This is a genomic window from Streptomyces sp. NBC_00209 (assembly GCF_045206345.1).
GTDB lineage: Bacteria > Actinomycetota > Actinomycetes > Streptomycetales > Streptomycetaceae > Streptomyces.
This window is the reverse complement of the sequence record NZ_CP108121.1, coordinates 143,683-156,302: the sequence shown is the minus strand read 5'-3', so window position 1 is coordinate 156,302 and position 12,620 is coordinate 143,683. Positions and strand designations below refer to the sequence as shown.

Genomic DNA, 12,620 nt, shown 5'->3' with positions numbered 1-12,620 from the left:
GCACTCTCGCCGCACGCCCGCATCACCCCAGTACGTCCAGTACGAGGGCGATCCGGGCGCACGCCGAGAGCACGCACCAGACGCCGCGTGCTGATCCACGAAGATCCGCCGGACAGGCCCTAGCGTCATGACCATGAGCGATCCGCAGAGCTACGAAATCCTCATCGTCCCCGAGTTCACCGACGACAAGGCCCCCGCGGCCGGAGAAGGCGCGACAGGGGCCAGCGTCAGGGGCGCGGCGGCCAAGGGCTCCGACGGCGGGGGACCGGGCACCGCCATCCGGTCGGCCGTGGTCACCGCCACGGGGGAGACGGGCGAGACCGGCTACCCCCGGTACGCGGGCGACGGCATGGTGGCCGACATCGACCCCAGGACCCAGGCCGTCGAGGGACTGCTCGTGGACGGCTCGGAACTCCCGTACGGGCTCTCGGCCCGTGTCGCGGAGCGCGGCACCGGCACCTGAGGCAGCCCTGCCGGGGGAGGGGCGGCGGCTCTACTGCTGCCCCTCCGCCTTGCCCTTCTGCTCGGCCTCGACGGCCTTGCGGACCTCGTCCATGTCCAGCTTCCTGGCCTGGCCGATGACGTCCTCCAGGGCCGCCTCCGGCAGCGCGCCGGGCTGCGCGAAGACCGCCACGTTGTCCCGGACGATCATCAGCGTGGGGATCGACCGGATGTCGAAGGCCGCCGCCAGCTCCTGCTGCGCCTCCGTGTCGACCTTGGCGAAGACCAGGTCCGCGTGACGCTCGGACGCCGCGTCGTACACCGGGGCGAACTGCCGGCACGGGCCGCACCAGGAAGCCCAGAAGTCGATCAGGACGAACTCGTTGTCGCTGACGACCTGGTCGAAGTTTTCCTTGGTGAGCTCTACGGTGCTCATGCGCTGCTACCTCTTCCTGTGCCCGTATGAGACGTGTCCGGGTCAACGGTGCCCGATCTCGTGCTATTCCGTGCCTGCCCATGTGGCCGACGCCCACACCCCCCGCCAGAATGGGCCGCATGACACATGGAGCGGAGCCTGTCGCGTACGACGTCGTGGTCATCGGAGCGGGGCCGGTGGGTGAGAACGTGGCGGACCGGGCCCGGGCCGCCGGGCTGACCACCGCCGTGGTCGAGTCGGAACTGATCGGCGGCGAGTGTTCCTACTGGGCCTGCATGCCGAGCAAGGCGCTCCTGCGCCCCGTCGTCGCCCGCGCCGACGCCCGCCGTGTCCCCGGCCTGAGCGGCGCCGTCCAGGGACCGCTGGACGCCGCCGCCGTCCTCGCCCACCGCGACGAGTACGCCTCGCACTGGAAGGACGACGGCCAGGCCGCCTGGCTCGACGGGATCGGGGCCGACATCTTCCGCGGCCGCGGCCGGCTGACCGGACCCAAGCAGGTCACCGTCACCGCGCCGGACGGCACGGAACACCGGCTCACCGCCCGGCACGCCGTCGCCGTCTGCACGGGCAGCCGGGCCGTGGTGCCCGGCCTCCCCGGCATCGAGGACGCCCGCCCCTGGACGAGTCGCGAGGCGACGAGCGCCAAGAAGGTCCCCGGCCGGCTCGTCGTGGTCGGCGGGGGAGTCGTCGGTGTGGAGATGGCCACCGTGTGGAACGCGCTCGGCGCGAAAGTCACCATGCTCGTACGCGGCAAGGGGCTGCTGCCCCGGATGGAGCCGTTCGCCGGCGAGCTGGTCGCCGAGGCGCTGACCGAGGCCGGAGCGGAGATCCGTACGGGCGTCTCGGCCACCGCCGTACGCCGCCCGGGTGGCGACGGCCCGGTCACCGTGGAACTCGACAACGGCGAGAGCGTGGAGGCCGACGAGGTCCTGTTCGCCACCGGCCGCGCCCCGCGCACCGGCGACCTGGGTTTGGAGACGGTCGGCCTGGAACCCGGCACCTGGCTCACCGTGGACGACACCTGCCGGGTCGAGGGCACGGACTGGCTCTACGCGGCCGGCGACGTCAACCACCGCGCGCTCCTGACCCACCAGGGCAAGTACCAGGCACGCATCACGGGCGACGCGATCGGCGCCCGCGCGCAGGGCAAGCCGCTGGACACCGCCCGCTGGGGCGCCCACGCGGCGACCGCCGACCACGCGGCCGTCCCGCAGGTCGTCTTCACCGATCCGGAGGCCGCGTCGGTGGGCCTCTCCCTGGCCGAGGCGGAACAGGCCGGCCACCGCGTCCGGGCCGTCGACCACGACCTCGCCTCCGTGGCCGGGTCCGGTCTCTACGCGGACGGCTACCGGGGCCGCGCCCGCATGGTCGTGGACCTCGACCGCGAAGTCCTGCTGGGCGTCACCTTCGTCGGACCCGGCATCGGCGAACTGCTCCATTCGGCGACGATGGCGGTCGCCGGTGAGATCCCCGTCGACCGGCTGTGGCACGTGGTTCCGTCGTACCCGACGATCAGCGAGGTGTGGCTGAGGCTGCTGGAGACGTACCGGGGGTAGGCGCGCTGAGAGCGGCGGAGGTCCCGCCGGGCATGCGCCCGGCGGGACCTCCGTGATCAGGCCGGTGATCAGGCCGGGGGTGCGCTGTCGCTCGTGGTGACGCGGACGTGGTCGACCACGAGTTCGCCGGGGAAGGCGGTGTTGCCGTCGGGGTCCCCGGGCCAGTAGCCGCCGACCGCGAGGTTGAGGATGAGGAAGAAGGGCTTGTTGAAGGCCCAGGCGTTGCCGTTGGTGTCGGCCGGGGTGCGGTGCTGGTAGACGTTTCCGTCGACCGACCAGGTGATGGAGTCGGGGGCCCAGTCGATGGCGAAGGTGTGGAAGTCGTCGGCGAATGCCTGTCCGTCGGGCAGGGTGTAGCCCGCCCCGATGCCGCCGGAGCCGGAGTAGCCGGGGCCGTGCAGGGTGCCGTGCACGGTGGAGGGCTCGAAGCCGACGTTCTCCATGATGTCGATCTCACCGGAGTTGGGCCAGCCCACCTGCCCGATGTCGTCACCGAGCATCCAGAACGCGGGCCACATGCCCTGGCCGCGCGGGATCTTCATGCGCGCCTCGACGTGCCCATAGGTCTGCGTGAACTTGCCGGAGGTGTTCAGTCTCGCGGAGGTGTACTCGCAGGTGCCGTACCAGCACTGGTAGTTGGAGGGGTTCTCCTTGCGGGCGGTGATGACCAGATGGCCCTGGCCGTCCAGCGCGGCGTTGTTGTTGCCGGAGGTGTAGTACTGCCGCTCGTGGTTGTCGACGTTGTCGCCGGTCTCGATCTGCCACTTGCCGCCGTCCACGGCCGAGCCGGCCGGGCCGTCGAACTCGTCGGAGAACGACGTCGCGGCGGCGGAGACCGTGTCCGGCTGCCTGGGGGCGCCCGACGCCAGGCCGGACGTGGTGGCGACCAGGGCGAGTACGGAGAGCGCGGGGACCAGGAGGCGCCTGGCCCGGTGGGGGGAGTTCATGAACGTTCCTTCCCGTGCGGGACGGGGACATGTGATGTGTCATGCATATGACAAGTGGGGGCATGGCCATCACGTGGGGGGATGATGGTGCTTTAGTTCACTACGTGATTTAAGAAGTGAACCATCGGGGTGTCAAGGCTCCTGCACAAACAACAGTTCTTGCACATCCGGCTCAGGACGTACCCCGATCCGCCTCCCCGCCGCCCTGTCGGTCGCCGAGCGGGCGCCCGACGCGGAGGTTCCAGCGCCCCGTGCGACCGGTCAGCTCCGTCAGCGCGAGCGGGGCGACGTCGAGGCGCCAGAACGCCTGCGGCGGCAGCGCCAGAGCGTGGACCACGGCCGCCCGTACCAGGGACGGTTCGGTGACGGCCAGCACCCGGCTGTCACCGGTCAGCGAGTCGAGCCAGGCCCCCGCCCTGGCGCACAGGCCGAGCAGCGACTCGCCGCCGTGCGGGGCGGCCGAGGGGTCGCCCAGCCAGGCCGCGACCCCCTCCGGCTCCCGCGCACCCACCTCGTCCAGCCGCGCACCCGACCAGCGCCCCAACTCCCATTCCCGCAAGGCGGGTTCACCGGACGAGCGCAGCCCCAGAGCCTCCGCCGTCCCGGCGCACCGCACGGACGGCCCATGCACCCGCCGGTCCGCGTCCGGGACGTGTGGCGCGGCCAGCCGGGCCGCCCGCACCCCCGACGCGTCGAGCGCGGCGTCACCGGCGAACCGGGCCTCGCGCAGCGCCGCGTTCATCGCCGGTGAGATCAACATCACCCGTACCGTCACTGCCACCCTCAACTCCCCGAACATCGGCCCCACGGCCCAGCACACCATGGCATCCGGGCCCCGCGGACGGCTTGTAAGGGGCATGGCGGTGCCCGGTGTCCAGGGGGTATGGTCGCGGCGACATGACGAGGGTGTGACGGAAGTCCGGTGAGAATCCGGCACGGTCGCGCCACTGTGTACCCGCGCACGCGGGAAGTCAGACCCAGCACCTTCGTCTCAGGCACCACGATCGGGACGCGTGTTCCCACAGGAGGTTCTGCCATGGCGCAGACTGCTGCCCCCGCCACCGGCGCATCCGCCATCACCCCCATCTCCCTGAAGGCCATTGCCCCTTGGGCGGTCTTCTTCGGCATCCTCATGCTGGTCCTGCTCTACTTCGTCGGCGCCGAGCAGGGCGCCACGGCCGTCATCTCGGGCGAAGGCGTCCACGAGTGGGTCCACGACGGCCGCCACCTCCTCGGCTTCCCCTGCCACTGACCGCCACCGGCTGATCCAGGGGAATCCCTCATGAACTCCATATCTGTCAGAGCCCTGCTGGTCCGCGGCATGCTGGCCGGACTGGTAGCGGGCGCGCTCGCGCTGCTCGTCGCCTACTTCCTCGGGGAGTCCCGGGTCGACGCGGCCATCGCGCTCGAAGAGGCCGCGCACAGCGCCCACGGCCACGACCACGGCGCCGCCGAGGAACTCGTCAGCCGCGGCGTGCAGTCCACCGCCGGCCTGGCCACCGGTGTGCTCGTCTTCGGCGTCGCGGTCGGCGGAATCGCCGCGCTCGTCTTCTGTTACGCCCTGGGGCGGATGGGCCGGTTCGGCCCGCGCGCCACGGCCGCGCTGATCGCGGGCGCCGCGCTGGTGAGCGTGTACATCGTGCCGTTCCTGAAGTACCCCGCCAACCCGCCGGCCGTCGGCAACCCCGACACCATCGGCAAACGCACCACGCTGTTCTTCCTGATGGTCGCCCTCAGCGTGCTGCTCGCGGTCGCCGCCGTCATCGTCGGCAAGCGGCTGGTGCCCCGCCTGGGCAACTGGAACGCGACGGTCGCCGCGGCGGCCGGCTACGTACTGCTGATCGCCCTCGCCTATGTGTTCCTGCCCTCGTTCAACGAGGTCGGCAAGGACTTCCCGGCCACGCTGCTGTGGCAGTTCCGGCTGGCCACGCTCGCGGTGCAGGCCACGCTCTGGACCACCTTCGGCCTGCTCTTCGGCCACCTCACCGAACGCCTGCTGGTGCCGAGGGCCGACGCGCTCGCGGACGGCCGGGCGGCTGCCGCCTTGGGCTGACGCCCGCCGCAACGGGTGGAGCCCGCCGGGTGATCACCGGCGGGCTCCACCCGTTCTACGCCGTCCACTCGGCCAGGTAGTACTTCAGCGACGCGTCCTCGTCCACGAGGCGCATTCCGGCCGCCGTCATGACGTGCTGCGAGGCGATGTTGCCGGTGTCGGCGTCCCCGCGCACCCGGGCCACGCCCTGTTCCCGGGCGAACCGCAGCAGCGCTCGAAGCGCCTCGGAGGCGTAACCCTGTCCGCGCGCCGACTCCACCAGCCCGTAGCCGATCGTGACACTGCGCCGCTCGTCCGGCGCGGCGTGGAAGCCGATGCCGCCGATGACCACACCGTCGGCGCGGAGCCGTATCTCGTACGGACCGAAAGGGCTCGGATCGCCGCTCTCCGCGCAGGTGGTGAGGAAGCGCGCGGCGGCGCCCCGCTCGCCGGGGGAGGGGTAGCCGGGGGCCCAGCGCGCGCCGGTCGGCGGCGAACCGGCGGCGACGTACTCGGCGTTGGCGGGGGTCATCGGATGCAGGATCAGGCGCGGGGCTTCAAGGGCGGTCATGGTCCTGTGAAGTATCACGCGGTCGCCACTTCCGGCACCCGAAATACGGGTGCCCGTACGCCGTCACGCGGACCCGGGGTCACCGGACAGCGCGGCGGCCAGCCGCAACTGCGCGTCCGCCTCGGCCTGCCGCCCCTGGCGCTCCAGGGTCCGGCCGAGCATCAGGCGGGCGTAGTGCTCCACCGGGTCGCGCTCCAGAACCGCGCGAAGCTCCGTCTCGGCCCGCCCGAGGCTCGCCGAGTGGTAGTAGGCACGGGCCAGTAGCAGCCGGGGCGCGACCTGCTCCGGGACCTCCGCGACGAGTCCGTCCAGGATGCGGGCCGCGGTCGTGTACTCCTTCGCGTCGAAGAAGAACCCCGCGCGCTCCCAGCGCTCGGCGGCGGTGCCGAACTCGTAGTAGCTGTCGCTCATGTCGTCTCCTCGGTCGGTCGGGCGTCCGGTCCGCACAACACCGACAGGTGGTTTAACATTCCACTAATTGTTCGGCGTGGGCGACACCCGCCCTCACCCGCGGCGGAATAGGTTGAGCGCCATGAGCAATCTCGATCGCCAGGCCGTCCCCACCGTCTGCGGGGGCCGCGGTTTCGTCGTCGCGGAGCCCGTACGTGAACTGCTGGCCCCGCGCAAGGTGCGGCTCGGCGAGTCCACCGAGGTCCGCAGGCTGCTGCCCAACCTGGGCCGCCGGATGGTCGGCGCGTGGGCCTTCGTGGACCACTACGGTCCCGACGACATCGCCGACGAACCCGGGATGCAGGTGCCGCCGCACCCGCACATGGGCCTCCAGACCGTCAGCTGGCTGCACGAGGGCGAGGTCCTGCACCGCGACAGCCTCGGCAGCCTCCGGACGGTCCGCCCGCGCGAACTGGGCCTGATGACCTCCGGCCGCGCGATCAGCCACTCCGAGGAGAGCCCCGAGCGGCACGCCGCCCTGCTCCACGGCGCCCAGCTCTGGGTGGCGCTCCCGGACGCGCACCGCTTCACCGAACCCCACTTCCAGCACCACAGCGACCTGCCCACGGTCACCGCCCCCGGCCTCACGGCCACGGTGATCCTGGGCGACCTCGACGGCGCCACCTCGCCCGGCACCGCGTACACCCCGATCGTGGGCGCCGACCTCTCCCTGACCCGAGGCGCGCGGGCCCGGCTCCCCCTGGACCCCGACTTCGAGTACGCCGTTCTCTCGATGTCCGGCGAGGCCGAGGTCGACGGCGTCCCGGTCCTCCCCGGCTCCATGCTCTACCTCGGCTGCGGCCGCACGGAACTCCCGCTCCGCGCGGAGTCCGACGCGGGCCTGATGCTCCTGGGCGGCGAGCCGTTCGAGGAGGAGCTGATCATGTGGTGGAACTTCGTGGGCAGGACCCAGGACGATATCACGCAGGCTCGCCAGGACTGGATGAACGGTGATCGGTTCGGCACCGTACATGGCTATGACGGCCCCCCGATTCCGGCTCCGGTGCTGCCGGACGTGGCGCTGAAACCTCGTGGACGCGTGCGCTGATCTGCGGATCTTCGCTTGCGCGGAGTGCGGCCTGCTTTTCGGAGGTGGGCCCTGTGGGGGCAGGCGTGCAAGCGGGCCGTGGCCGCTCTGGAGTGCGCCTGCTGCTGGGCGGGGTTATCTCATCTGTGCCAGCGTGTTTCCGCGTGTGCCAGGACGGATGCTGACTTAATGCTGACTTTCCTGATGGGGCGTCAGTTGAGTTCGATCGCCGGCCGGGTGTTAGCCCCGGGCGCTCCCCGGTGAGCGTGGCTGCGGCCCAGCAACGTCAGGCGCTTGCTCCTCGGGCTGTCATCGTTGCCACGGGGCGCGTCCGGGAGGCGGCGTGAGGAACCCGGTTCGGGTGGGCGGGGAAACCCCACCGAACGCCTGACGCGGTTGTGCATGGAGAAGTCGAGTACGGCGTCGTCGGCGGCGAAGGTCGGCCGGGACCTGGGGCAGTAGAGAGCATGCCGAGTCACCTCGAGGGCCGTCCCGCAGGCGCCGTGTCGATTCCTTCCAGCGATTCCGCGAGTAGAGAGGGTTCTAGAGGTTGTCCCGTAACTGCTGGTCGGGCGTGAGATGATCTTGTCCCGGCCGGTGTGATCACAGCGTCGGAGCCCTCGTAGATAGGCCCGTTCGCCGGGCTGAGCCCTCGGCAGTTCAGCTAGTGGACGTTGGGCGGGTGTGGTGGCAGGCATGGCCTCTGCGCATGTCGTATGCGTGCCCTACCGCTTATGCGTAATCAGGTGCTGCGGTGGCCGGCTGCCGCGTTGGAGCTTTGTGAGGTTGCGGCCGCAGTCCCAATTCCGGTCAGCGAGCAAGTCCGGTGCGCCTGTCACTGCTGGGCGATGGTGATAGGGCGTCCCCGCCCCGGCGAGGGCGCGCTCATTGCCCCACTCGCGGTGTGCCCGGGCCTGGCCCAGAAACATCCGTACCGCGTGGCCGTGGCCGAAAAATGCCGTCCTGTCGAATTCTCACGAACAACAGAGGACACGGCAGTCACTCCCGTGCCGCGAGTCAAAAAGATCAACTGGCTAAAACCGTACGGAGCGCGGAAGGCTTTTCTCGTCACTGTCCAAAAGGATCCACCTGCCGTGCCCGCCGCAGGGATTCTGTGGGCATGCGACTTCATCTGCTGCGATGGTTCCTTGACCCTGTCACCAGCCTCGCTGCCTTCCGGCAGAGCATCGAAAGTCACGGAAAGACATCGTTCGACGTGGCCTGGCGCCGTGCGCGGGTGGAGCGTTTTCCCGACGAGGCCCTCTATCGGCAACACGGCCACGCGCCCGAATCCCGCCCGGCAGAGCGAGACGGCACCATACGTCGATCGGACAAGTGGCCGAATTGACATGCGCTGCATTCTGGTCGATTCATTCTGGCCGGGGAGAGGGGGGAAACCTGCCATCCTCTGAAAAAGACCCGAGTCGACAGGCTGGGTCGGAAAGAATCAGGCGGTCATTCCCTCGACAACTGGGAGAGCGAATCATGCCCGATGCCACTGAGCTAGCTTTGATCACCGCTTCGCTTCCAGCTGCGCTGACTTTCGTCTTTCAGCGCGTGGAACGTCTCCTCAGCTCCCGTGGTGCCGTACCCGAGGCCGACATCGTCGTACCCGACGCCCTGACCGGAACGTTGCAGTTGCCGCTGCAACCCGACCACGCCCTCCTAGACCAGCGCCGGCGCGAACTTGAGATGCTGCGGGACGCCCTCGCTGACTACTCCAACGGCGATGTCCCCGTCCCCGCTTCGCCGGCCCTGTTGCGCAACTGGCTGAGGCTCCGCGACGCACTGGAAGACATTTACAGCCAGCGTCTGACCTTTGACGGAGAAGATCGGCCAGCCTCCGGACCGTTTGTGCACCAGAAGGCCGACGTCCTCACCGGCGAGGCCACGGGCATGGACGCCGACGACATCACCGGCAACGCCCGGGTCGTTCAGGACGTCGGCCGGGTGGAGCGGGACGCCAAGATGATCGGAATGAGAGCCCGGCGGATTGGCTCGTAAGCAGAACCAGCCATCGACCACGCCTGCGTATGCGGCACTGCCGTACTCCGATCCTGAAGGGATGAGCCTTGACCACGCTTCCGCCGGCCGACCCCGACAACACCGCTAGACCGCCCTCAGCTCCACTCAGCTGGCCGCAATCCCCGGCACCCGGCGGGTTTCCGCCTGTCAGCGAGGACACAGCGCAGACCGAAGGGACGCGCGCGGGCGCTGGAGAAACGGATCCCGAAGACGGCGCTGCTCTCACAGCAGCCAGCGCGCCCGCGGCCGCAGAGCGCGGAGGCGAACCCGTACACGGCAGCACCGGTCACCAGGCGTGCCGCGCTGATGCCCAGCCCTCTGTACTAAACCGTGACCCCGGAATCGGCGCCCGCGATGACGACGGCAGGCACACCTCCGCAACAGGCGTCCAGCAGAACGTCCCCGTGAACCTCGGCACGGTCATCGGGACACAGAACATCAGTGAGATCCGCCGCCTGCGAGGCACTCCGCTGCCCAAAGACTGGATCGAGGACCGTCTCGCCTCCTACCTCCCAGACAGCCAACTGACCGACGTCACCAGCGAGATTCTCAAGAACAATCGCGTCGCGGTGCTCCACGGCCTGCCCGGCACCGGCCGCTACTCCACCGCACTGCACACCCTCACCCGCCAGTCCGCCGTGACGGCCATCCGGCAAGTCCGCCGAGAACCCAACGACGCAGTGGACCTCGAGGGACTTGTTGATGAGGACACCGGCTGGATCCTGGACCTCCGAGACGAAGAAGAGACCCTGCATACCGGATTCGGACTGCACCTGAGAGAGGCCGAAGGGCACCTGAGCGCAACCCGCTCCCTGGTCATCGTGGTCACCCATACCGACACCTGGGCTCATGTGGCCAGTGAAGCCACCGAACTCGCCCGCCCCGTCGCCCCGCCCGTGGCCCTCAGTGCGCTGCGCGCGCACCTGAACTGCCCCCAGCCAGGCATCGCCGAGCTCGAACAATGGCTCGTCCAGGACGCCATCGTCACCGGAATGGAAGGCGCCAGCCCGGCCACCGCAGCACACTGGGCCCGCATCATCCGCACCACCGCCGCCTTCAACAGCTCCAGCACCGACCCCAAGACCGTTCCGGAACTGGTCGACGCTGTCGTTCAGGCTGCCCGCAACTGGCGCCACACTCTGCGCATATGGCACACCTGCAACACCGACAGCGCCCACCGAAACTACCTGCTTGCCGCCGCTACCCTCGACGGCGCACCCGCCGAGGACATCTACGAAGCCCACACCACACTGGGCAAGATCCTCGGTGACACGCCCCAGCCCACCCGGGGACAACAAGGCCCCGGCATCATCGAACTCACCCACACCATCGGTGCCGAACTCGGAAGCGACGATCGCATCCGCTTCCTCAACCCCGGATACGCCGAAGCCGTCGTCGACTACTTCTGGGTCGACCGGCCCCACCACGTCGCAGCCTTCACCCGCTGGACCGCCGAACAAGCCGCCACACTGTCCTCTGAGCTTGGTGACCCGCTGGCCGAACGCGTCACCCAGTGGGCCACCCACTACACCATCGCTAAGCAGAGCTTCACCGTGCTGAGGGCTGTCGCCACCGACTGGGCAAAAATCCCCCGCCTTCACGACCGAGCCCAGGACCTCCTTGTGGCCGCTGCAGTCGACCCCACCGACGGCAAACGCGCACGCGATCAGTACCTCACCTGGGCCAAAGCCCCCGACACCGACGACCTCAGCAACCGCAAGCACACCCCCGTCGCCCTCAAACGAGCTCTTGCCGGGGCTTTGGCTCAACTCGCCCCCGCCTACCCTCAGATCGCCCTCAAACGGCTGTCCGAACTCGCAGTCCACAGCTCCGACGAAACAGTCGCCGACGCCGTCGGAGACGCCCTGACCCAGTTGTGGGACCAAAAGACCCTCCAAACCACCGTCCGCACGATCCTCTCCTCCTGGTTCACCTCCCCCCAGACCCACTACGTCGCAGCCGCACGCCGAGCCTTCCTCCACCTGGCCGACCGGACCACCGCCGAGAGCCTGCCCCTGCTGCTGAACCACACCAACCACACCCTCGACCCCTGGACACTCGCCGGGTGGCGCTGCGCCCTGGACGGCCCCGCCACCGTGCCGGTACAGCGAGCCGTCAATGCATGGCTCGACGCCGCGCTGAACCACCCGACGCTGCGGACCACCGTCCTGGGCACCTTCACCGAAGCTGTCTTCCGATCTGACGCCGACCGCACCTACCTCGCAGAGCGCTACCTGCGCCTCAACCAAGCAGCCTTCGGCTGGCAACCCACATGCGCAGAATCACTCCCAGGCGAACGCTCACTCCTGCGCGACGCCCTCGTATGGGCCCTGACCCAAGCAGACCCCGCCGCACCTGTAATTGCGCACCATGCCCCGCTCGCGCAGTAGCGGTAGTAGATGGCCCACACCCCGGGCAGGCACGCTCAAACTCACCTGCCCGGCTCCCACCATCACACCGGGCTACTACTTCGAGCTCACCCTCGACGGCGCGTGGGAAGAACTGCCTGCCCCCACTCCGCACCGCACTCCGGCAGCTGCAGCCACCGACCACGCTCTCACCGTCGTCCGCAACATCACCGCTAACTACCTGGCCACCGACACCGCCGCACCCACCGCCCGCATCAACACCGTCCTCGGCCGCCCCAGTGACGTCCCCGGCCTGCCCGTACGGCTCTGCTGGGCCACGGCCCACCTCATCGCCCAGCCCGACGCCCGACAAGCCGCCCTCACTCAGCAGCGCCTCGCGCACGAACAAGAACAGCGCCGTACAGAAGAACAACGCCGCCTGTCCGAGGCCCGGGCTCTGCGTGACACCCTGATGAGCGACCCGTCCCTCGCCCTGTCCTACTGGTTTGCCGCAGCCCCTCACACCATCGACACTGACACCCTCGCCCGCCTAGAGGACCTGTTCAGCACGGCCGCCGCCTACGCCCCCCACGGCCAGTGGGCACCGTTGGCGCGACTGCTGTACACGTTCGCCGATAACCTGGCTGACGACGCCAAGGCTCACCTGATTGACACCCTGGCCACCCTCACAGACCGATACGGACGCCCGGACATCACCGTTGCCATCAGAGCACTACACGCCCCGGGTCCGGAACGGACCTGATGCCGCGACCCCGGTAGCTGCTGG

At 69.5% G+C, this 12,620-nt stretch carries 14 protein-coding genes; 9 read left to right on the top strand and 5 right to left on the bottom strand.

The window, feature by feature from the left end; all coding sequences use genetic code 11:
• The first annotated feature begins 127 nt into the window (after positions 1-127).
• Complete coding sequence (locus OG867_RS00740; RefSeq protein ID WP_328903851.1) at positions 128-463, top strand: hypothetical protein; 336 nt, start codon at positions 128-130, stop codon at positions 461-463.
• Between the two features lie 30 nt (positions 464-493).
• Here OG867_RS00740 and trxA read toward each other — a convergent pair whose 3' ends face one another.
• Positions 494-877, bottom strand: coding sequence for a thioredoxin (gene trxA / locus OG867_RS00735; RefSeq protein ID WP_328903852.1), 384 nt, complete (start codon positions 875-877; stop codon positions 494-496).
• A 119-nt stretch (positions 878-996) separates the two neighbouring features.
• Between trxA and OG867_RS00730 the strand changes: the two genes are divergently transcribed.
• On the top strand, positions 997-2,433 hold the full coding sequence (locus OG867_RS00730; RefSeq protein WP_406281507.1) for a dihydrolipoyl dehydrogenase family protein: 1,437 nt from the start codon (positions 997-999) through the stop codon (positions 2,431-2,433).
• Between the two features lie 68 nt (positions 2,434-2,501).
• Here OG867_RS00730 and OG867_RS00725 read toward each other — a convergent pair whose 3' ends face one another.
• Entirely contained in the window at positions 2,502-3,380 is an 879-nt protein-coding gene (locus tag OG867_RS00725; RefSeq protein WP_406281504.1) for a family 16 glycosylhydrolase, read from the bottom strand.
• A gap of 172 nt (positions 3,381-3,552) precedes the next feature.
• The gene (locus tag OG867_RS00720) at positions 3,553-4,140 is read right to left on the bottom strand and encodes a histidine phosphatase family protein (RefSeq protein WP_406281501.1); all 588 of its coding nucleotides are present in this window, start codon (positions 4,138-4,140) and stop codon (positions 3,553-3,555) included.
• A 276-nt stretch (positions 4,141-4,416) separates the two neighbouring features.
• Here OG867_RS00720 and OG867_RS00715 point away from each other — a divergent pair, with 276 nt between their 5' ends.
• Positions 4,417-4,632 carry a CbtB-domain containing protein gene (locus OG867_RS00715; RefSeq protein WP_018099889.1) on the top strand — a complete coding sequence of 72 codons (216 nt, stop codon included), beginning with the start codon at positions 4,417-4,419 and terminating at the stop codon, positions 4,630-4,632.
• Between the two features lie 30 nt (positions 4,633-4,662).
• Complete coding sequence (locus OG867_RS00710; RefSeq protein WP_406281497.1) at positions 4,663-5,433, top strand: CbtA family protein; 771 nt, start codon at positions 4,663-4,665, stop codon at positions 5,431-5,433.
• A gap of 55 nt (positions 5,434-5,488) precedes the next feature.
• On the opposite strand, the gene OG867_RS00705 is transcribed toward OG867_RS00710, so the two are convergent.
• Both OG867_RS00705 and OG867_RS00700 read right to left on the bottom strand, forming a co-directional pair.
• Positions 5,489-5,983 carry a GNAT family N-acetyltransferase gene (locus OG867_RS00705; RefSeq protein WP_406281495.1) on the bottom strand — a complete coding sequence of 165 codons (495 nt, stop codon included), beginning with the start codon at positions 5,981-5,983 and terminating at the stop codon, positions 5,489-5,491.
• A 63-nt stretch (positions 5,984-6,046) separates the two neighbouring features.
• Positions 6,047-6,394: a tetratricopeptide repeat protein gene (locus OG867_RS00700; protein ID WP_406281492.1), complete on the bottom strand. Its 348-nt coding sequence runs from the start codon at positions 6,392-6,394 to the stop codon at positions 6,047-6,049.
• A gap of 121 nt (positions 6,395-6,515) precedes the next feature.
• Between OG867_RS00700 and OG867_RS00695 the strand changes: the two genes are divergently transcribed.
• From OG867_RS00695 to OG867_RS00675, 5 genes are all read left to right on the top strand, one after another.
• The gene (locus OG867_RS00695) at positions 6,516-7,481 is read left to right on the top strand and encodes a pirin family protein (RefSeq protein ID WP_406281489.1); all 966 of its coding nucleotides are present in this window, start codon (positions 6,516-6,518) and stop codon (positions 7,479-7,481) included.
• A gap of 1,099 nt (positions 7,482-8,580) precedes the next feature.
• Entirely contained in the window at positions 8,581-8,808 is a 228-nt protein-coding gene (locus tag OG867_RS00690) for a hypothetical protein (RefSeq protein ID WP_406281486.1), read from the top strand.
• A 137-nt stretch (positions 8,809-8,945) separates the two neighbouring features.
• The gene (locus OG867_RS00685; protein ID WP_406281483.1) at positions 8,946-9,464 is read left to right on the top strand and encodes a hypothetical protein; all 519 of its coding nucleotides are present in this window, start codon (positions 8,946-8,948) and stop codon (positions 9,462-9,464) included.
• A gap of 425 nt (positions 9,465-9,889) precedes the next feature.
• Complete coding sequence (locus OG867_RS00680; protein ID WP_406281480.1) at positions 9,890-11,875, top strand: hypothetical protein; 1,986 nt, start codon at positions 9,890-9,892, stop codon at positions 11,873-11,875.
• Positions 11,856-12,596, top strand: coding sequence for a hypothetical protein (locus tag OG867_RS00675; protein WP_406281477.1), 741 nt, complete (start codon positions 11,856-11,858; stop codon positions 12,594-12,596). Before OG867_RS00680 ends, OG867_RS00675 begins: the two co-directional genes overlap by 20 nt.
• The last annotated feature ends 24 nt before the right edge of the window (positions 12,597-12,620 follow it).